Origin of the sequence: Nocardia acidivorans NBRC 108247 (assembly GCF_001625085.1) — a bacterium.
GTDB classification, from domain to species: domain Bacteria; phylum Actinomycetota; class Actinomycetes; order Mycobacteriales; family Mycobacteriaceae; genus Nocardia; species Nocardia acidivorans.
The window spans coordinates 66139-83720 of record NZ_BDAW01000009.1 but is presented as its reverse complement, the minus strand read 5'-3'; the positions used below and the strand labels follow the sequence as shown (position 1 = coordinate 83720).

Annotated in this window: 18 protein-coding genes; 10 read left to right on the top strand and 8 right to left on the bottom strand. The window is 68.4% G+C overall.

Annotated elements, in window-relative coordinates:
* Positions 1 to 63 precede the first annotated feature (63 nt).
* Positions 64 to 1101, bottom strand: a complete 1038-nt coding sequence (locus tag NA10_RS03765) for an LURP-one-related family protein (RefSeq protein ID WP_067563388.1) — start codon at positions 1099 to 1101, stop codon at positions 64 to 66.
* 177 nt (positions 1102 to 1278) lie between these two features.
* On the opposite strand from NA10_RS03765, the gene NA10_RS03755 reads away from it, so the two are divergent.
* From NA10_RS03755 to NA10_RS03745, 3 genes are all read left to right on the top strand, one after another.
* Positions 1279 to 2496 carry a hypothetical protein gene (locus NA10_RS03755; protein ID WP_157556016.1) on the top strand — a complete coding sequence of 406 codons (1218 nt, stop codon included), beginning with the start codon at positions 1279 to 1281 and terminating at the stop codon, positions 2494 to 2496.
* A 142-nt stretch (positions 2497 to 2638) separates the two neighbouring features.
* Entirely contained in the window at positions 2639 to 3988 is a 1350-nt protein-coding gene (locus NA10_RS03750) for a M20/M25/M40 family metallo-hydrolase (RefSeq protein ID WP_084514274.1), read from the top strand.
* Positions 3989 to 4015: 27 nt separating this feature from the next.
* The gene (locus tag NA10_RS03745; protein ID WP_067563379.1) at positions 4016 to 4552 is read left to right on the top strand and encodes a YbhB/YbcL family Raf kinase inhibitor-like protein; all 537 of its coding nucleotides are present in this window, start codon (positions 4016 to 4018) and stop codon (positions 4550 to 4552) included.
* Positions 4553 to 4619: 67 nt separating this feature from the next.
* On the opposite strand, the gene NA10_RS03740 is transcribed toward NA10_RS03745, so the two are convergent.
* Together NA10_RS03740 and NA10_RS03735 are read right to left on the bottom strand one after the other, a co-directional pair.
* Positions 4620 to 4883: a hypothetical protein gene (locus NA10_RS03740; RefSeq protein ID WP_067563376.1), complete on the bottom strand. Its 264-nt coding sequence runs from the start codon at positions 4881 to 4883 to the stop codon at positions 4620 to 4622.
* 12 nt (positions 4884 to 4895) lie between these two features.
* Positions 4896 to 6725 (bottom strand): AMP-dependent synthetase/ligase, encoded by a 1830-nt coding sequence (locus NA10_RS03735; RefSeq protein ID WP_067563374.1) that lies wholly within the window; start codon positions 6723 to 6725, stop codon positions 4896 to 4898.
* A 397-nt stretch (positions 6726 to 7122) separates the two neighbouring features.
* Here NA10_RS03735 and NA10_RS37910 point away from each other — a divergent pair, with 397 nt between their 5' ends.
* On the top strand, positions 7123 to 7545 hold the full coding sequence (locus NA10_RS37910) for a hypothetical protein (RefSeq protein WP_067563371.1): 423 nt from the start codon (positions 7123 to 7125) through the stop codon (positions 7543 to 7545).
* Positions 7546 to 7656: 111 nt separating this feature from the next.
* Here the strand turns inward: NA10_RS37910 and NA10_RS03725 are convergent, their stop codons facing one another.
* Genes NA10_RS03725 through NA10_RS03715 form a run of 3 tightly spaced genes read right to left on the bottom strand, consistent with a single transcriptional unit; the run spans position 7657 to position 10039 of the window.
* Positions 7657 to 8736 (bottom strand): quinone-dependent dihydroorotate dehydrogenase, encoded by a 1080-nt coding sequence (locus NA10_RS03725; RefSeq protein ID WP_067563894.1) that lies wholly within the window; start codon positions 8734 to 8736, stop codon positions 7657 to 7659.
* Positions 8737 to 8768: 32 nt separating this feature from the next.
* Positions 8769 to 9032, bottom strand: a complete 264-nt coding sequence (locus NA10_RS03720; RefSeq protein WP_067563368.1) for a DUF5703 family protein — start codon at positions 9030 to 9032, stop codon at positions 8769 to 8771.
* Positions 9032 to 10039, bottom strand: a complete 1008-nt coding sequence (locus NA10_RS03715; RefSeq protein ID WP_067563366.1) for a YncE family protein — start codon at positions 10037 to 10039, stop codon at positions 9032 to 9034. The genes NA10_RS03720 and NA10_RS03715 overlap by 1 nt, the downstream gene beginning before the upstream one ends.
* Positions 10040 to 10285: 246 nt before the next feature.
* Here NA10_RS03715 and NA10_RS03710 point away from each other — a divergent pair, with 246 nt between their 5' ends.
* From NA10_RS03710 to NA10_RS03685, 6 genes are all read left to right on the top strand, one after another.
* The gene (locus NA10_RS03710) at positions 10286 to 10657 is read left to right on the top strand and encodes a hypothetical protein (RefSeq protein WP_067563891.1); all 372 of its coding nucleotides are present in this window, start codon (positions 10286 to 10288) and stop codon (positions 10655 to 10657) included.
* 118 nt (positions 10658 to 10775) lie between these two features.
* Positions 10776 to 11303 (top strand): WKL family lipoprotein, encoded by a 528-nt coding sequence (locus NA10_RS03705; RefSeq protein WP_157556014.1) that lies wholly within the window; start codon positions 10776 to 10778, stop codon positions 11301 to 11303.
* Entirely contained in the window at positions 11303 to 13420 is a 2118-nt protein-coding gene (locus NA10_RS03700; RefSeq protein ID WP_067563360.1) for an MMPL family transporter, read from the top strand. The genes NA10_RS03705 and NA10_RS03700 overlap by 1 nt, the downstream gene beginning before the upstream one ends.
* Positions 13417 to 13806: a DUF2568 domain-containing protein gene (locus NA10_RS38460; protein ID WP_157556012.1), complete on the top strand. Its 390-nt coding sequence runs from the start codon at positions 13417 to 13419 to the stop codon at positions 13804 to 13806. The genes NA10_RS03700 and NA10_RS38460 overlap by 4 nt, the downstream gene beginning before the upstream one ends.
* Entirely contained in the window at positions 13806 to 14699 is an 894-nt protein-coding gene (locus NA10_RS03690; RefSeq protein WP_245677007.1) for an RNA polymerase sigma-70 factor, read from the top strand. Before NA10_RS38460 ends, NA10_RS03690 begins: the two co-directional genes overlap by 1 nt.
* Before the next feature lie 63 nt (positions 14700 to 14762).
* Positions 14763 to 15506, top strand: coding sequence for an SDR family NAD(P)-dependent oxidoreductase (locus NA10_RS03685; protein WP_067563358.1), 744 nt, complete (start codon positions 14763 to 14765; stop codon positions 15504 to 15506).
* Positions 15507 to 15535: 29 nt separating this feature from the next.
* Here the strand turns inward: NA10_RS03685 and NA10_RS03680 are convergent, their stop codons facing one another.
* A complete protein-coding gene (locus NA10_RS03680) occupies positions 15536 to 16390 on the bottom strand; it encodes a heme ABC transporter ATP-binding protein (RefSeq protein WP_067563355.1) in 855 nt (284 codons plus the stop codon).
* Positions 16387 to 17499: a FecCD family ABC transporter permease gene (locus NA10_RS03675; protein ID WP_084514305.1), complete on the bottom strand. Its 1113-nt coding sequence runs from the start codon at positions 17497 to 17499 to the stop codon at positions 16387 to 16389. The genes NA10_RS03680 and NA10_RS03675 overlap by 4 nt, the downstream gene beginning before the upstream one ends.
* Positions 17500 to 17582 lie beyond the last annotated feature (83 nt).

The window sequence follows — 17582 nt, the reverse complement described above, 5'->3', positions numbered from 1 at the left end:
CCCCGCACTTGCGCTGGCTTGCACGGCACTTGCGCCCGGTCGGGCACCCGCTGTCGCGCCGGATCAGCCCCAGCCGCGCGAATCCTGTTTGAGCGCGGTGTCGATGGCCAGACCCGAGGCCACCACCATGGACAGCAGCGGCTGGGGGAGTTGGCGGTGGATCTGCACGACGTAGTTGTCGGCGGTGGTGAACATATTCTTGAGCAGGCCCTCCCACGTCTTGGTGATGCGGGCGACCTCCTGACCGGTGTGGTCGTGGATCATGAAATTCCAGGCGCGCCAGTTCTCGGCGCGAATCCCGCCGATCTGCTGACCGTTCACCACGAAGGAGAAGTTGATCTTGCCGATCATGTTCTCCTGAATGATCTCCCCGATCGGCCGGCCGCTGCCGTGCTCGATCAGGAAGCGCGACTTGAAGACCTTGGCCGGGCGGGTGACCCGCAGCATGGTCTGGCCCTGACCGTCGCGGATCTCGAGTTTGTGCGTCATGAACTGGTCGTAGCTGGACATGAAGCGCACGGCTTTCTTGAGCGCGCTCTGCCCGACCTCGACCACCGCGCCGATCTGGCGGCCGTGCTGGTCGAAAACGCTGTACTCATTGGCCATCTCGATGAGCTTGACCTTCTGGTTCACCACCAGAATCGGCTCGGTGAACACGGTGCCGCCACCGGCCTGGGTCGCGGCGATCCCGGCCTGCTGTTGCACTTGGCGCTGAATCGCGGAGGGATCGTGCGCGCCGCCGATCTCGAGCTCGAGGGCGTGCGCGTCGCTGGGCTGTTGCCCGTATTGCTGTTGCCCGTACTGCTGGCCCTGCCCCGGATACTGCTGCTGGTGCTGTCCGGACTGCCCCTGCTGCGGAGTGGCCTGCGGCGGCGCGGGTTGGACATAGCCCTGCTGTTGCTGCGCCTGCTGTTGCCCGGCGTGACCGTACTGCTGACCCTGCTGGCCGTACTGGGCCTGCTGTTGCCCCTGTGCCTGCTGCGGCTGCGGCTGCGCCGAATGCTGCTGCGGCTGAGTGTGATTCGTCCATTGCGCGCCGTCCCACCAGCGCAAGACCGTCGAACCTGGACTCTCGGGGTACCACCCCGCGGGATGACTCATGGCCGCATCCTAACGAGGTCCTGTGAGTCTGCACTATTCGCGGTTTTCGTCGCATCCGCCGACCTATGATGAGCGGTCGAACACCGCGGTCCCGACCAGGACGCCGCAGGACGGGGAAAACATGTCTGCCACAGTCGAATTCGCCTCTGGCGGAGCATCCGTGACCCGGGCCGGCCTATGACCGATCTGGTCACGCGCGCCCAGCTCGTACTCCTGGCGAGGACCCTGCACGTCCCCGTCGAACGCCTCGAACATCTCGAGCGGCTCGGCGCACAACGCCTCGACGAACTCCACCAGCGCATGTCCGGGGCGCTGTTCGATGAGCACACACCGGTTTTCGAGCGGATCAGCGCGTTGGTGCCGATCATTCCGCTGGGTATCTCACTGCCCATCGTGCAGCGCCTGGTGCCACCGGCCATGACCGGTCGCGCGGCCGGAGCGGTGGGCGTGCGGCATCCGCGCAAGGCCATCGACGCGCTGCTGCGCCTGAGTATCGAATACGCCGCCGACTGCGCGCCGTACGTGGATCCGCGCACGGTGGGCCAGCTCGCCGATCAGGCCCCGACCGGCCCGGTCATCGGGATCGTGAACGAATTGCTGCGCCGGCACGACTACATCACCGCCGGGCCCTTCCTGGCCTATGCCACACCGGAACTGGTGCGCGCGGTGGAGGAGGGCGTCCCCGATGACGAGGGCCTGATCCGCTCGGCCGCCTACGCCTACTCCGCCGAGAGCATCAGCGCCATTGTGCGCCAACTGCTCTCGGGGCCGGGTCAGCGCGTTCCGCGATTGCTGGGCACGGTCATCGACGGTTCCAAGGAACTGCGCCTGGCCGCGCTGTCGGTGTTCGCGCGCTGCGCACCCGATGTGATCGCCGCGGTCGGCGATATCCTGTTCGAGGTCGCACCGCCCTCGGCCATCGCCGATCTGCTCACCACCTTCCTGGCCGCGGACGCCACCGATGATCTGCTGCGCTTCGCCGGGCAGTTGAGTCCCTCGGCACTGACCAAACTCGCCTTCAATCCGGTGATCAGCGAATCGGCGGAGATCCTGGTGGCCGCGGTCGACGGCAGCAGTGAGATCGCGCTGTGGCGCGGACTGCTCGAACCCCTGGCCCGCACCCCCGCCGAGGTGCGCCGCCGCGCCGGAACCCAGCTCGCGGCGCTGGATCCCTCGACGCTGATCATGCTGCCCGCCATCGCCCAGGCAGCGCGGCTGTGGGCACCGCTGCTGTGGGTGCTGGCCGCCACCGATGTGGCCGCCCAGGCCCATATCGGCGAACTCTGGGCTTCCTCCACGCGCCTGGATCCCGACATTCTGGAACGCCGCATCGCCGATCAGCGCCTGGACTCGCTACTGGCCACCCTGACCATGACCCTGCGCGTACTGCGCTGAGCCCCCGCACATCTCCCGGCGCGGGGAAAGGGTTGAGCCACGGCTGATTTCAATCGCGGGCGGTGGCCGTCACCTGCGCGGGCCGCGCGCCGGCGCGACGGGGGCCGGGGGTGGGGACGCGGGGAGATGGTAGGAAAGGGACGTGTCCCAAACTGGCGAACCTCGTACCTCCCGTGCCGTCTCGGAGGTGGTGGACCTGGTCAGCACGCTGATCCGGTTCGATACCTCCAATACCGGCGAACTCGAGACCACCAAGGGCGAGCGCGAATGCGCGCAGTGGGTGGCCGATCAATTGCATCAGGCGGGATATACCACCGAATACGTGGAGTCCGGCGCGCCCGGACGCGGCAATGTGTTCGCCCGGCTGCAGGGCGCGGATTCCAGTCGCGGCGCGCTCATGATGCACGGGCATCTGGATGTGGTGCCCGCCCAGGCCCAGGACTGGAGTGTGCACCCGTTCTCCGGGGCCATCCGCGACGGCTACGTCTGGGGCCGCGGGGCGATCGATATGAAGGATATGGTCGGCATGATGCTGGCCGTGGCCCGGCAGTTCAAGATCGAGGGCACGGTGCCCCCGCGCGATATCGTCTTCGCCTTCCTGGCCGATGAGGAGAACGGCGGACGCTGGGGTTCGCAATGGCTGGCCGACCATCGACCCGATCTGTTCGCCGGGGTCACCGAGGCGGTCGGCGAGGTCGGCGGCTTCTCCCTGACGGTGCCGCGACCCGACGGCACCGAGCGCCGGTTGTATCTGGTCGAGACCGCCGAAAAGGGTTTGGGCTGGATGCGATTGCGTGCCAAGGCACGCGCCGGGCACGGATCGTTCCTGCACGAGGACAACGCGGTCACCATCCTGGCCCAGGCCGTGGCGCGGCTGGGCACGCACACCTTCCCGCTGGTGGTCTCGGATTCGGTGGCCGAATTCCTGGCCGCGGTCGCCGAGGAGTCGGGTCTGAGCTTCGATCCGTCCAGTCCCGATATCGAGGGTCAGCTCGCCAAACTCGGCACCATCTCCCGCATTATCGGTGCGACCCTGCGCGATACCGCCAATCCGACCATGCTGCAGGCCGGATACAAGGCCAATGTGATTCCGCAGACCGCCGAGGCCGTGGTGGACTGCCGCGTCGTGCCGGGCCGCCAGGCCGAATTCGAGAAGGAGGTGGACGCGCTCATCGGCCCCGATGTCGAACGCGAGTGGATCACCAAACTCGACTCGTACGAAACCACTTTCGACGGTCACCTGGTCGATGCCATGAACGCCGCCATCCTCGCGCATGATCCGAACGGGCGCACCGTGCCGTACATGCTCTCGGGCGGCACCGATGCGAAGGCGTTCGCGCGCTTGGGTATTCGCTGCTTCGGGTTCGCGCCGCTGCGCCTGCCCCCGGATCTGGACTTCAGCGCATTGTTCCACGGTGTGGACGAACGCGTACCGGTGGAGGCGCTGGAATTCGGCGCGAGCGTACTGGAACACTTCCTACTGAACTGCTGACGGTCTGCGATCGAAAGGACGGCCCCCGTGCCCGACTACTCCTACAACCCCTACGCCCCGCTGCCGCAACTGCCCGAGTTCACCCTCACCTCCAGTGAGATCAGCGAGGGTAAGCCGCTGCATATGGACCAGGTCAGCGCGCTGGGCGGCGCGGGCGGCAAGGACATCTCCCCGCAGCTGAGCTGGAGCGGATTCCCGGCCGAGACCAAGAGTTTCACCGTCACCATGTACGACCCGGACGCACCGACCGCCTCGGGCTTCTGGCACTGGGTGGTGGCGAACATCCCGGCCACCACCACCAGCCTGGACACCGCGCAGGGCAGTAAGGGCGGCACGCTGCCCGAGGGCGCGGTCGTGCTGCGCAATGACGCGGGACTGCACGAGTACACCGGCGCGTTCCCGCCCGCCGGGCATGGGCCGCACCGGTATTTCGTGGTCGTGCACGCGGTCGGGGTGGAGCGGCTCGAAGTCGATGAGAACGCCTCGCCCGCGTACCTGGGATTCAATCTGTTCATGAACGCCATCGGGCGCGCGACGTTGATCGGCACGCACGAGCAGAAGTAGCGCACGCGGTAGGCCTGTGGCCCCGGGCGGATCGCCCGGGGCCACCGGCGTTTCGGGGCTCGGCGGGTCAGTCGTGGTGGTGGTCGGTCAGGGCCGCGAGGGCGCGGCGGCCCGCGGTGAGGTCTGCGGTGCTCGCCGGGGCGGCCATGGCCGCGGTGCGCACCGAATTCGCGCCCGGGGCGGGATCGCGGCCGATGAGGTGCGGGCACGCGGTGGATCTGCGCCCGGAGCTGGTTGCCGCGGTGGCGGCGTCGACGATTCTCGATTCCGCCGCCGCGGCGCACCTGAACGCCGGAAACGACCGTGGCCCGGACGATTCCGTCCGGGCCACGGTGCCTCGGTATCAGGACATGTTCACGACATCGTCCGGCGCGGGGGTGGTGTACAGCGCGGCGATCTGCGCGGCGTACTTGGTGTTGATCGGGCTGCGCTTGAGTTTGAGGGTCGGGGTGAGTTCGTCACCGCCGGGCTCCCAGCCCGCGTCCAGCACGATGAAGCGCTTGATCTGTTCCACCCGGGAGAGTTTGGCGTTGGCGGTGGCCACCGCGGCCTTGATCTCCGCGATGATCTCCGGGCGCGCGGCCAGCGCCTTCAGATCCGCGTCGGGGGTGCCCAGGGCCTTGGCGCGCACCACCGCGGTATCGGGGTCGAGCACCACCAGCGCGGCGATGAACGGTTTGGCGTCGCCGATCGCGACCACCTGACCGACCAGCGAGGACGCGGCCTTGACGGTGTTCTCGATATTGGTGGGAGACAGGTTCTTTCCCGCCTCGTTGATGATGAGTTCCTTCTTGCGGTCCACGATGCTGATGTAGCCGTCGCCGTCGATGGTGGCCACGTCACCGGTGTGCAGCCAGCCGTCGCCGTCGATGGCCTCGGCGGTCTTGTCGGGCATCTTGCGGTAGCCGCCGGTGACGATGGGCCCGCGCAGCAGCAGTTCACCGTCCTCGCCGAGGCGAACCTCGGTGTCCACCATGGGAATTCCGACGGTGCCGGGCTTGGGCTTGTGCAGCGGGGTGTAGGTGCCCACGCCCGAGGTCTCGGACATGCCCCATACCTCGGTGACGGTGAAGCCCAATCCCAGCAGGTATTCCAGGGTTTCGGGCGGAATGGCCGCCGCGCCCGAGGCCGCGACCTTGAGTTCGTCGAAGCCCAGCGCCTGGCGCAGCTTGGACAGCACCAGGGCGTCGGCGAGCTTGTGCTGCGCATCGAGCAGCAGTCCGCGGCCGTTGCCGGACAGGTCCGCGCGCGCGGCGTTCACCCCCACCCCGATGGCCCAGTTGGCCAGGGCCTTCTTCACCGGGCTGGGTTCGGTGGCGAGTTTGGCGTCGATACCGGCCTTGATCTTCTGCCATACCCGGGGCACGCCGAAGAACGCGGTGGGCCGGGCATCGGGCAGGGCGGCGGCGATCTCGCGCGGGTCCGGGACGCAGGTCATCTGCACGCCGGTGAACAGGTTCGCGCAGTGTCCCGAAATCCGGTCCGCCACATGGGCGGCGGGCAGATACGACACCGAGCGATCGTCCAGGCCGACGGTGAGCGGTCCGGCGACCAAGCCCACGATCTGGGCGACCACATTGCGATGGGTCAGCTCCACGCCCTTGGACGGGCCGGTGGTGCCGGAGGTGTAGATCAGCGTGGCCAGATCATCGGCGGTGACGGCCCGCCAGGCGGCGTCGAAGTCGAAATCGGGGGCGGGGGCGGCCTGCACCTCGGCCAGGGTGATGGTGCCCGCGGCCGAACCCTCCACCAGCACAATGTGTTCGAGTTCGACCCCGGCCCCGCGCACCGCGTCCAGGAACGCCGGTTCGGTGATCACGATCTTGTTCTCGGCATTGGTGAACAGATGCGCGATCTGCTCGGGGGAGCTGGTGTTGTAGATCGAGAACGGCGTCGCGCCCAGATGCAGTGCGGCGGTGTCGACCAGATTGAACTCGGGCCGATTGGTCAGCATGATCCCGACCGTATCCCCGTGCCGCACACCCAGTCCGGCGAGTCCGGCGGCGATGCCGCGCACCTGCTCCCCGTACTCGCGCCAGCTGATCTCCCGGGTACCCCCCACCGTCCTGATCGCGATCTGCTCCGGTCGCAGGGTCAGCGTCTCCTGGAACGCCGCCGGAATCGTGTAGACCGTTTTGCCCGACTTGTGCGGATAGCCGATGTCTGTCGTCATAACCCTTTTCCGATTGCCTCTCGCTACAGCCGCACACGCGCACCCATCCGACCTGCGCGAACCCCGGTCGACCACGGGTTCCTGTGGCATGGCTCACTCAGCTTAGCCAGAAAATCACCACTGTGTCGCATGCGACATATTTACGCCCGCTCTCTCAAACCGCTCACCACGCGCGTGGACTGCGTTTCCCGCCGCGGTCGCGGAGGTTCTCGCGAGGGAGCTGGGAACCGGCGTGAAACACATCATGGCGGTGCCTCATCGGCGGATGATGGAGCGGGGGAGAGCGTGATCGACCATGACTCCGGCCGGCGGTGGAGCCGGCGAACCTCACCGGCGAGGCGGCGTATCGGAGTGCGCCTGGACATTTCCGACAGACCGGCCCAGGGAGGACCCCGCAGTGACAATCGATATCACCCATCGGGAGATGACCAGTGACATCACCCCCGAATTCGCGCGCCGCGCACAACGAGAGGATGTGTGGTCATTGAGCTGGCTGCCCGAGCAGCGCCTGACCCGCGCGCAGGCGCACGCCGGAATGGAATTGGACGAGATCCTGTCCGATCCGCAGATCGTATTCGACGATGCCGCGCACTCCCAGGCCGCCGAACGCGCCGCGCGGCTGGGCATTCTGGTCGAGCACGCGGTGGTCATGCTGGCCCAGCGCATGGCCGAACGCATGCATTACGACGAGTTGACCCCGCACGGCACCGACGCCGAACTCCCCGAGTCGATCATGCGCGGCTGGTATGTGGGCACCCTGCCGCCCGGCGCCCTCTCGCACGCCGCCTCCGGAGCCCGCTCCCAACATCTGTGGGCCTGAAAACCCCTGGTGCGCAGGCCCCTTCGTGGCGAACCGGGAGCAGACGGACGGGCGGTCCGGAACGCCGCACCCGCGGCGGGCGAACAACGCACGCCCGCAACCGGTTTCGGCTCAGGCGCGGGTGGTGTGACCCGCGCCGACCGCCTCGCTCAGACTCGAATAGCCGTGTGCGCGCAGCTTGACCGCCAGGCCGCGGTGCACGCGCCGCGCCCAGAACGGGCCACCGTAGATGAATCCGGTGTACCCCTGCAGCAGTGAGGCTCCCGCGAGAATCCGCTCCCACGCCTGTTCGGCGGTCTCGATGCCGCCGACCGAGATGAGCGCCAGCTGATCGCCCACCCGGCCGTACAGCCGGCGCAGCACCTCGAGGGAACGATCGGCCACCGGTGGCCCCGAGAGCCCGCCCGCTCCGAGCGCGGCCACCTCCTCGGCGGGGGTGTTCAGCCGGTCGCGGCGAATGGTGGTGTTGGTGGCCACGATTCCGGCCAGTCCCAATTCCACCGCCAGATCGGCCACGGCGTCGATATCGTCATCGGAGAGGTCGGGGGCGATCTTGACCAGCACCGGCACCGACACCGTATCGAGCACCGCCCGCAGCAGCGGCCGCAGCGAGGCCACCGCCTGTAGATCACGCAGGCCCGGGGTATTGGGCGAACTCACGTTCACCACCACGAAATCCGCGAGCGGGCCGAGCAGTTTGGCGCTGGTGGCGTAATCGGAGGCGGCGTCGGCGGCCTCGACGATCTTGGTCTTGCCGATGTTCGCGCCCAGCGGGATCCCCCCGGCGCGCCGGCGCGCCAGGTTCGCCGCCGCGGCCGCGGCACCGTGATTGTTGAAGCCCATCCGGTTGATCAGCGCCCGATCCGCGGGCAGCCGGAACAGTCGCGGCGCGGGGTTACCCGGCTGCGCCTGCGCGGTGACGGTGCCGATCTCGGCGTACCCGAAGCCCAGTGGACCCCACGTGTCGGCGCCCTCGGCGTTCTTGTCGAAACCGGCGGCCAACCCCAGCGGGGTGGGGAAGTCGACCCCGAACACCCGTGAGGCCAGTACCGGATCCTGTGCGACAAGCAGTTTCGAGGTGAGCCAGCGGCCCGGTGCGAACCGGGTGGCCAGTGTCATCGCGGCGAAGGCGAGATGATGGATGCGCTCGGGCGGGAGCAGGAACATCGCCTTCAACAGCAGCCCATACAGGCGCTCGGCTGGGGTCGAGTAGGACATGCGGGTTACATCACCGCCTCGGGTGTCGGGGATAGCAGGGAACTCTTGCGGCGGCGCAACAGCACGCGACGACTGCCGTCGGTGTAGGCACGCACCCGCGACAGCTCCCAGCCGCCGAATTCGGCCTGAATGGCCAGGCGCATGGAGGCGGTCACGCGATTGACTTCCGGAGGTAGTCGCAACGGCACGTATTCGTACTCGTCGCTGGTCTCCTCCCAGCCGGACGGTAGTGTGCGCGACGGGTGCGCAGATCGTGAGGCCCGAGCCATCACTGCCCTCTCTTCCGCTGGTCCGCGGTGATCCGCTGCAGACCGTCACCGGTCGCGGATCCCACGAACAGGTCACCGGTGGATGCGTCGACGGTCACCGAATCGGGCTGGCGCACCGTCGGGTAGCGCCCCACTTCTACCGGTATACCCGTCGACAGGTCGTAACCGACGACTTCGTTACTGCCTGTCAGCGTCACCCACACGGTCTCGGACCGCTGATCGTAGGCGAGTGCGTAGGGCGAAGAGCCTACCGGGAAACGCTGGCGCAGGACCAACGGATCGGCGGTGTAGACGAGCAGTTCGCTGCCCGCGGTATCGGTGACGATGCGGCGGCCGAAGTGATCGCCGATCATATTCGTCGCCCCGTCACCGGTGCGCAGGGTCAGGCCCAGGCGTCCGTCTTGCAGATTCAGTTCGCTCAGCGCGGTCTGGCGACGGTCCAGCACCACCACGGTATCGGTGGCGGCGTCGATGGCATCGGCGGAGACCAGACCCGAAATGCTTGCGCGCACAGCACCATCGGGGGCCAGGATGAGCACCTTGCCGATGCCGAGTCCGGCCGCCAGATCACCGTTCGCGCGCACGGCCACCGAGCGCACCTCACCCTCGACCGCGATCTCGGTGGTCTTGGCGGTGGCCGCGTCCAGGCGAATGATCTTGCCGGGCACCGCGATCAGGATCTCGCCGGGTTTGCCCGCCGCGAGGCAGGCCACGACACCGGGCAGCGGAACCGTTCTGGTGCCTGTCCTGTCGATCAGCGCGAGAGCCTTGCCCGCCTCGGTGACCACGGCCAGCGCACCGGTGAAGGGTTCGGCCAGCAGCGCGCTGATCGCGGCGGCGGGCTTCACCTCACCGGCGGGGGCGCCGGTGACCGCGGGCGCGGCGGCGGGCGTCGCGGGGGCGATGGTGGGCTTGTTCCCGCCGTCCTCCCCGGAGGAGCATCCGGCCAGCAGGGTCGCCACGGCCGCGCCCGCGAGGGCCGACCGGATCCAGCCGCGACGGCGCATGCGACGAACTCCTTACCTGACCGAGAAAACTTATGCGTGCTATCTAATCTGAACATGGTGCATGACAACGCCCGGTGGGCGGGGGTCTTGGTCGGCGGCGCGCCGTGATGCGCTAGGCGAATGGGCGGGTTTTTCGGCGTGGCGCGACACGACTCGGCTTTCATGACGTGACATGGGGTTTCGAGGGGGTTGTCGGGGGCAACGGTTACCGTGACAGGCAAACAGTGGCGCCGGCAGGGAGATTCGTTGGTTACCGACCACACCGCGGGATTCGGGACATCCGACTTCGCCGTCGAGGACATCACGGTGGGCCGGTACGCGCACGGTTTCGGCCGCACCGGGGACGGGCGCTCGTTCGCCTTCCGCACGGTGCGGTCCACCTTGACCGTGGAGATCTACCGCCCCGACCTCGACGCCGACGTGCCCGCCGCCGAGGATGTGGTGGCCGTGGCCGTGGCCCGGGTCACCGATATCGACACCGACGACGAGCGCAGCATCATCGCCCTGGTGCGCGATCTGATTCCCGAGGCGGTGCCGGTGAGCGCGGTCCACCCCCTCGAGGCGTCCACGGTGCGCGCGCTGTTGGGCCGGCTGAGCGCGGTCATCGAGGGTCTGTGAGCGGTGCCGCCCATGACGGCCGACACCCGCACCGCCCCCTGTGACTCACCAGTCAGGTTCGGCGCGCCCGCATGATTGACTGTGGGCAAGCACCCGCAGTTCGAGCATGAGGAAGTTGATGGCATTTCGACGACCGGCCGCCGCAGCACTGATTCTCCTGGCCTTGGCCGTGAGCGGTTGCGGTGGCTCCGATGACGAGGCGTCGGTGGATGCGGCGCGCTCCTCGGCCTATGCCGCGCTGAGCTCCTCCTCGCAGGCCGCGGCGGCCTCGAGCGCGAACCGGCCGCCGATTCCGACCGCCGCGGCCTTGGACGCGCAGATCAAATCGGCGCTGGATCCGAATCTGCCCGATGCCGAGCGCACCGCGCTCATCGAGGACGGGGAGGCGTTCAAGGACGCCATCCCCGATATGTACAAGGCGCTGCAGGACAATCCGCGCGCGGTGTACGGGGTCAAGGACCCGGTGTTCGACAATCACGACGGCACCCTGACCGCGACGCTGAGCCTGGACAAGGACGGCACCGGTACCAATGTGCGCACCACGGTGGTGCATTTCGTGAACAGGGACGGGCGCTGGAAGATCTCGCGCACCGACCTGTGCGGCATCCTGCGCTCGGCCGACTATCGCACCGCGGCCTGCGGCTGATGCTCGACACCCGCGCGCACTCCTCGCGTTCGCCGCGGTGGGGGCGGTTGATCCACCGCAACCGGTATCTGGTGTTCGGGCTGTTCGCGCTGGCGGTGCTGGCCTCGGGCTGCTACGGCCGCGATCTGGGCGATCATCTGACCCAGGAGGGCTGGTTCGACGAGTCCAGCGAATCGGTGGCCGGGTCCGAACTCGCGGACTCCACCTTCGGGCGCGACACCGACAGCGATCTGATCGTGCTCTACACCGCCCCGGCCGGGCACACCCTCGATGAGCAGCCCATCCGCGACGCGGTCGCCGCTGAGCTGAATAGGTTGCGCGGCAGTCACTCCGAGCAGATCCTCAAGATCGACTCGTATTGGGACGGCGCGCTCATGGGCCAGTTCGCCGACCCCTCGCGCACGCACGCCTTCGCCAGTATCGGATTGAACGGTGACGGGGGCACCGGCACGGTGAACAACTACATGGCCGTCAAGAACGAATTCCACGCCGGCACACCGGGTTCCGGGCCGGGCGGGACGACCGTGCAGTTGGCGGGCATGCAACCGGTGGTCGAGGGCATCAACACCGGCATGCAGAACGACATCCATCGCGCGGAGTTGATCGCGCTGCCGATCGTGGCGATCCTGCTGTACTTCGTGTTCGGCGGCATCGTGGGCGCGCTGCTGCCGGTGCTCATCGGCGGGATGACGATCCTGGGCACCCAGGGCATCATGCGCATGCTCACCGATCACCTGCAGGTGAACGTGTTCGCTTCCGCGGTGGTCACCCTGGTGAGTCTGGGCCTGGCGATCGACTACGGCCTGTTCGCGGTGACCCGATTCCGTGAGGAGCTCGCGGCCGGGCGCACCGTGGAGGAGGCCACCGCGCGCACCGTGGCCACCGCCGGGCGCACCGTGCTGTTCTCCGCGGCCATCATCGCGGTGAGCCTGGGCGCGCTGTTCATCTACCCCAACGGGGTGCTGCGCTCGGTGCCGCTGGGCGGGATCAGTTCGGTGCTGCTGGCCGCGGTGCTGTCGGTGACCGCGCTGCCGGCGACCCTGTCCATCGTGGGCCGCCGCATCGATCTGTGGGGGTGGCATCGGCTGGCCAGTATTCGCACCGCCGAGCAGATCGACGCCGGATTCTTCTCCCGGCTGGCATTGTTCGCCATGCGCAAGCCGTGGCTGGTGATCGCCCCGATCGTGCTGGTGCTGCTGGGGTTGATCCTGCCGTTCCGCCATATCGAGTTCGGCGGGCTCAGCGAACGCTATCTGGCCTCGGACAATCCGGCGCGGGTGGCGCAGCAGGACTTCGATCGCCTGTTCCCGCAGTTCCGCACCGAACCGCTCAAACTCGTGGTGGTGGGCGCGAATCCGCAGCAGCTCAGCGATATTCGCTACCAGGCCAATCAGGTCAGCGCGGCGCGGATGACCGGACCGTTCGATCCGGTGGCCCCGACCAAGGACGCGGTGACGGTGCTGGGCAGCGGCCTGATCGACAAACGCGACGCCGATACGGTGCTGTCGGCGCTGCGCGGGATCGACACACCGCCCGGGGTGCGGGTGATGGTGGCCGGGGTGCCCGCCCTGGAACGCGACAGCATCCTGGGGTTGATCAAGGGCCTGCCGCTGCTGGCCGCGATCCTGATCACCGCGGCGCTGGCGCTGATGTACGCCGCGTTCGGATCGCTGATCCTGGCGGTCAAAGCCGTTGTCATGAGCGCACTCTCGCTCGGGGCCACCCTGGGCATCCTGACCTGGATCTTCGTCGAGGGTCACGGTGCGGGCCTGTTCGACTTCACCCCCGGCCCGCTCATGTTCGCGGTGCTGGTGTTGATCGTGACGGTGCTGTTCGGCCTGTCCACCGACTACGAGGTGTTCCTGCAATCGCGGATGGCCGAGGCCCGCGCGGATGGCGCCTCGCCGAAGGAGGCCATCCGGTACGGAATCGCGCACACGGGCGGCGTGATCACCTCGGCCGCGGCTATTCTCATCGTCGTGACAGGCGCCTTCGGATTCTCCGATCTGGTGCTGATGAAGTACATCGCCTACGGCATGATCGCGGCACTCCTGTTGGACGCCACGGTGATCCGGATGCTGCTCACCCCGGCCGTGCTGAAACTGGTGTGGAAGTGACAGTTCTCGAGGGCGCGAACCTGCTCCTGATGTTCCTGCTCGAACTGTGCGTGCTGGGCTCGGCCCTGTGGTGGGGTGCGAGCCTGGACGCCCCACCGCTCGTGCGCATCCCGGCCGCGCTCGCCGCGACGGCGGTGTTCGTGGTGGTGTGGGCGGTCTTCGGCGCGGCCCATGACGCGCGCATCCCGTTGCGCGGTGCGCGGCGCGCTGTACTCGAGATCGTATGGTTCGGCGGTGCGAGTGTGCTGCTGGGATTCGCCTGGCATCCGCTCGCCGGTGCGGTGCTGTTCCTGTTGTGGCTGGGCAATGCGGGCCTGCGGATCCTGTGGGATCAGGTGTACACCGAGCGGGCCGCCGACACGCTGCGCAACCCGGACGCCCGCTAGTGGTCGATCGACAGGACGCCGCGGTGGCGGTGTTCACCGCCCATCGCAATCTGTTGTTCACCGTGGCCTACGAGATGCTCGGTTCGGCCGCCGACGCCGAGGACGTGCTGCAGGAGACCTGGTTGCGGTGGGCGGCAGTCGATCTCGACGCGATCCGGGAGCATCGGGCGTATCTGGTGCGGATCACCACTCGTCAGGCGCTCGATCGGCTGCGTGCTCTCCGGCGCCGCAGGGAAACCTATGTCGGGCCCTGGCTGCCCGAGCCGCTGCTCACCGCACCGGATGTCGCCGAGAACCTCGAGTTGGCCGAGAGTCTTTCCGCGGCAATGCTTCTGGTGCTCGAGACGCTCACCCCGACCGAGCGGGCGGTGTTCGTGTTGCGGGAGGTCTTCGATGTGTCCTACGAGGAGATCGCGGCCGCCGTCGACAAGACACCCGCGACCGTGCGCCAGATCGCGCACCGCGCCCGCCGGCACGTCGATGCCCGCCGCCCGCGCGCGACGGTCTCGCCGAGTCGGACCCGCGCGGTGCTGGACTCGTTCCAGCGCGCGCTCGAAACCGGCGACGTGCAGGGCCTGCTGGACGTGCTCGCCCCCGATGTGGTGCTCATGAGCGACGGCGGCGGCATCACACAGGCGGCGTTGCGGCCGATCACCGGGGCCGAGAGCGTGGTGCGCTTCATTCTCGGGGGCATCGGTAAGACCGACGCCGCGATCGTCATCGACCCCCTCGTGCTCAACGGCGGCCCCGCGTTGCGCTTTCGCCTGGACGACGTGCTCGACGGGGTCATGGCGTTCCGGGTTGCGGGCGACCGCATCGACGGCCTGTATTTCGTCCGCAATCCGCAGAAGCTGACCCGCGTCGCCACCGAGACTCCGCTCACCGCGCGATAACGCCCGAATTGTGATGACGCTCACACGATGTCACGGCGGGGCGGCACCGTACGTCTTGTGGGCATGACGAACAACGAACAGACTTCGGTATTGATCACCGGTGGCAACAAGGGACTGGGCTGGGAAGCGGCCCGCCGCCTCGGCGAGCTGGGGTGGACGATCTTCCTCGGCTCGCGCGACGCGGCCCGCGGACAGCGGGCCGTGGCCAAGCTGATCGCCGGTGGCGCGAATACGGTCCTGGTCCCGCTGGATGTGACCTCGGAGGAGTCGGTGAGCGCGGCGGTGCGGTTGGTGCGCGAGCACACCGACCGGCTCGATGTGCTGATCAACAATGCGGGCGCGCCCGGCAGGGGCACCGCTCCCGCGGCGGTGCGCATCGAAGAGATCCACGCGGTCTACGACACCAATGTGTACGGGCCCATCAGGGTCACCAACGCGTTCCTGCCCCTGCTCGAACAATCGCCGAACCCTCGGGTGGTCATGGTGTCCAGCGGCGGTAGCTCGTTCACCGTCGTCACCGATCCGGAGCAGCCCTTCTCGAAATTCCACGAACTCGGTTACAGCTCCTCCAAAGCCGCCTTGAACATGGTCACCGTCCGCTACGCGCAGGCCCTGCCGAATATCAAGTTCAACCTCGCCACCCCCGGCGAGATCGCCAACCACACGTTCGCGGCCACCGATATGAACAACAACACCGGCGCGCTGACCGTCACCGAGGGCACCGATTCGATCGTGCGGCTCGCGACCCTCGACAGCGACGGCCCGAGCGGGATCTTCATCGACCGCCTCGGCCCCGTCGCATGGTGATTCCCGTTCGCGGGCTGTCCTGCCGCTGGTCAGTGTCGCCCGCGCACCGGCAGCACCAGTTGTGCGCCGGTGTCGGGGTGGTCGAACACATCGACCGGGTGTTTGTAGACGCGGGTGAGCAGTTCGGTGGTCAGGACCCGGCGGGGTGGGCCGTCGGCGGCGATACGGCCGGAGTCCAGGACCGCGACGCGGTCGGCGTAGGCGGCGGCGACTCCGAGGTCGTGCAGGACCACCACGACCGCGGCTCCGGCGGTGGCGCGGGCGCGGGCCAGGTGCAGGACCTGTTCCTGGTGGCCCAGGTCCAGGGCGGCGGTGGGTTCGTCCAGCAGCAGGGTGGCGGTGTCCTGGGCCAGCACGCGGGCCAGGGCCACGCGGGCGCGTTCACCGCCGGACAGGGCCGGGAATGCCCGGGCGGCAAGGTGTTCCACGTCGGTGGCGGCCAGCGCGGCGGCGATGACGGTGTCGTCGGCGTCCTGGCGGTCGGTGCGCGCCCACGGTGCGCGGCCCATGGCGACGACTTCGCGTGCGGTGAACGGGAATCCGACGGTGTGGTTCTGCGGCAGCACCGCGCGGCGGCGGGCCATATCCAGGGGCGCCCAGTCGGTGAGAGGTTGGCCGTCGAGTTCGACAGTGCCCTCGGACGGTGCGAGTTCCCCGGCCAGGGCGGCCAGCAGCGTGGATTTGCCCGCCCCATTGGGGCCGACCAGGGCCACGATCTGTCCGGCGACGACCTCGAAATCGACGCCGTCCAGTACGCGGTTGCCCCCGCCCCGGGTCAGGCACACACCGCGGGCGCGCAGGGTCACCGCGCCCGGTGCGGGGGTGGCCGGCAGGTCGTGCGGGCGGGCGAAAACGCCCGTGATGCCGCGCAATACGGTGCTCACGCCCAGCCTCCCGAACGGGCGCGGGTGCGCCGCAGCAGCCAGAAGAAGAAGGGTCCGCCCACCAGCGAGGTGAGCATGCCCAGCGGCAGGTCGGCATTGTGCACCAGGGCGCGCGCGCCGATATCGGCCCCGACCAGCACCACCGCGCCCACGATCGCCGACAGCGGAATGAGCACGCGATGGCCGGGGCCGACCATCATGCGCACCAGATGCGGCACGATCAGACCCACGAACAGGATGATGCCGGTGAAGGCGACACCGGCGGTGGCCAGGATCGCGACCACGACGATCACATTGCGGCGCAGGCGTTCCACATCCACACCCAGGTGCCGGGCCGCGGATTCACCGAGCGCGAGCAGGTCCAGGCGCGGTGCCATCACGATCGCGGCGGCCACACCGAGCGCGGTCAGCGGTGCCACCACACCGACCGATTGCCAGGTCGCGCCGTTGAGACTGCCCAGTTGCCAGAACACGATCTGATCGCGCGCGGCCGGGGAGGCGCTGAACAACAGGAAGGAGATGAGTCCGCCCGCGAAGGCATTGATGGCCACACCGGTCAAGACCAGGGTCACCACTTCGGTGCGCCCGTTGGAGCGCGAGAGCACATACACCAGCAGGGTGGTGAGCAGTCCGGCGACGAACGCGCCCGCGGCCACCGACCAGGACGCCACGAACGTGCCACCGACCACGATGACCGTGCCCGCACCGACCGCCGCACCGGCGGAAACCCCGATGACACCGGGTTCGGCCAGCGGATTGGCGAACACGCCCTGCAACAGCGCACCCGCTGTGGCCAGTGCCGCGCCGACGAGCACGGCCATGACCACGCGCGGGAACCGCACCTCCCACAGGGTCACATCACCGGCGGGGTGATGGGGCATCGGCCCCCAGTCCAGTCCGAGGCGATGCAGGAAACTGCCCGCCACCTCGAGGGGTGTGGTGGGCACCTGTCCCACGGCCGCCGAGATCAACGCCAGCACGATCAATCCCAGCAGCGCCCCGGTGAAGATCAGCGTGGTGCGCGAGCGCGAACCACCGTGCCCGGTCACCGGTTTGCCGTGCACCGCAATGGAATCCACCGCGGTGTTGAGATCCACCGGTTCGGGCATCGACCGCACGTTTGCCTCGCGTGCGTTCTCGTTCGCGGCGGCTGAGCGTGCGCCGCCGTCGCCCTGTGTCCGGGTCGCATCGT

Coding starts and splice junctions, on each gene's coding strand:
- NA10_RS03675 (WP_084514305.1), bottom strand. CDS start 17,499: ATGCCCGAACCGGTGGATCTCAACACCGCGGTGGATTCCATTGCGGTG.
- NA10_RS03685 (WP_067563358.1), top strand. CDS start 14,763: ATGACGAACAACGAACAGACTTCGGTATTGATCACCGGTGGCAACAAG.
- NA10_RS03715 (WP_067563366.1), bottom strand. CDS start 10,039: ATGCGCCGTCGCGGCTGGATCCGGTCGGCCCTCGCGGGCGCGGCCGTG.
- NA10_RS03765 (WP_067563388.1), bottom strand. CDS start 1,101: ATGAGTCATCCCGCGGGGTGGTACCCCGAGAGTCCAGGTTCGACGGTC.
- NA10_RS03735 (WP_067563374.1), bottom strand. CDS start 6,725: ATGACGACAGACATCGGCTATCCGCACAAGTCGGGCAAAACGGTCTAC.
- NA10_RS03720 (WP_067563368.1), bottom strand. CDS start 9,032: ATGGCTCGGGCCTCACGATCTGCGCACCCGTCGCGCACACTACCGTCC.
- NA10_RS03755 (WP_157556016.1), top strand. CDS start 1,279: ATGACCGATCTGGTCACGCGCGCCCAGCTCGTACTCCTGGCGAGGACC.
- NA10_RS03700 (WP_067563360.1), top strand. CDS start 11,303: ATGCTCGACACCCGCGCGCACTCCTCGCGTTCGCCGCGGTGGGGGCGG.
- NA10_RS03705 (WP_157556014.1), top strand. CDS start 10,776: ATGGCATTTCGACGACCGGCCGCCGCAGCACTGATTCTCCTGGCCTTG.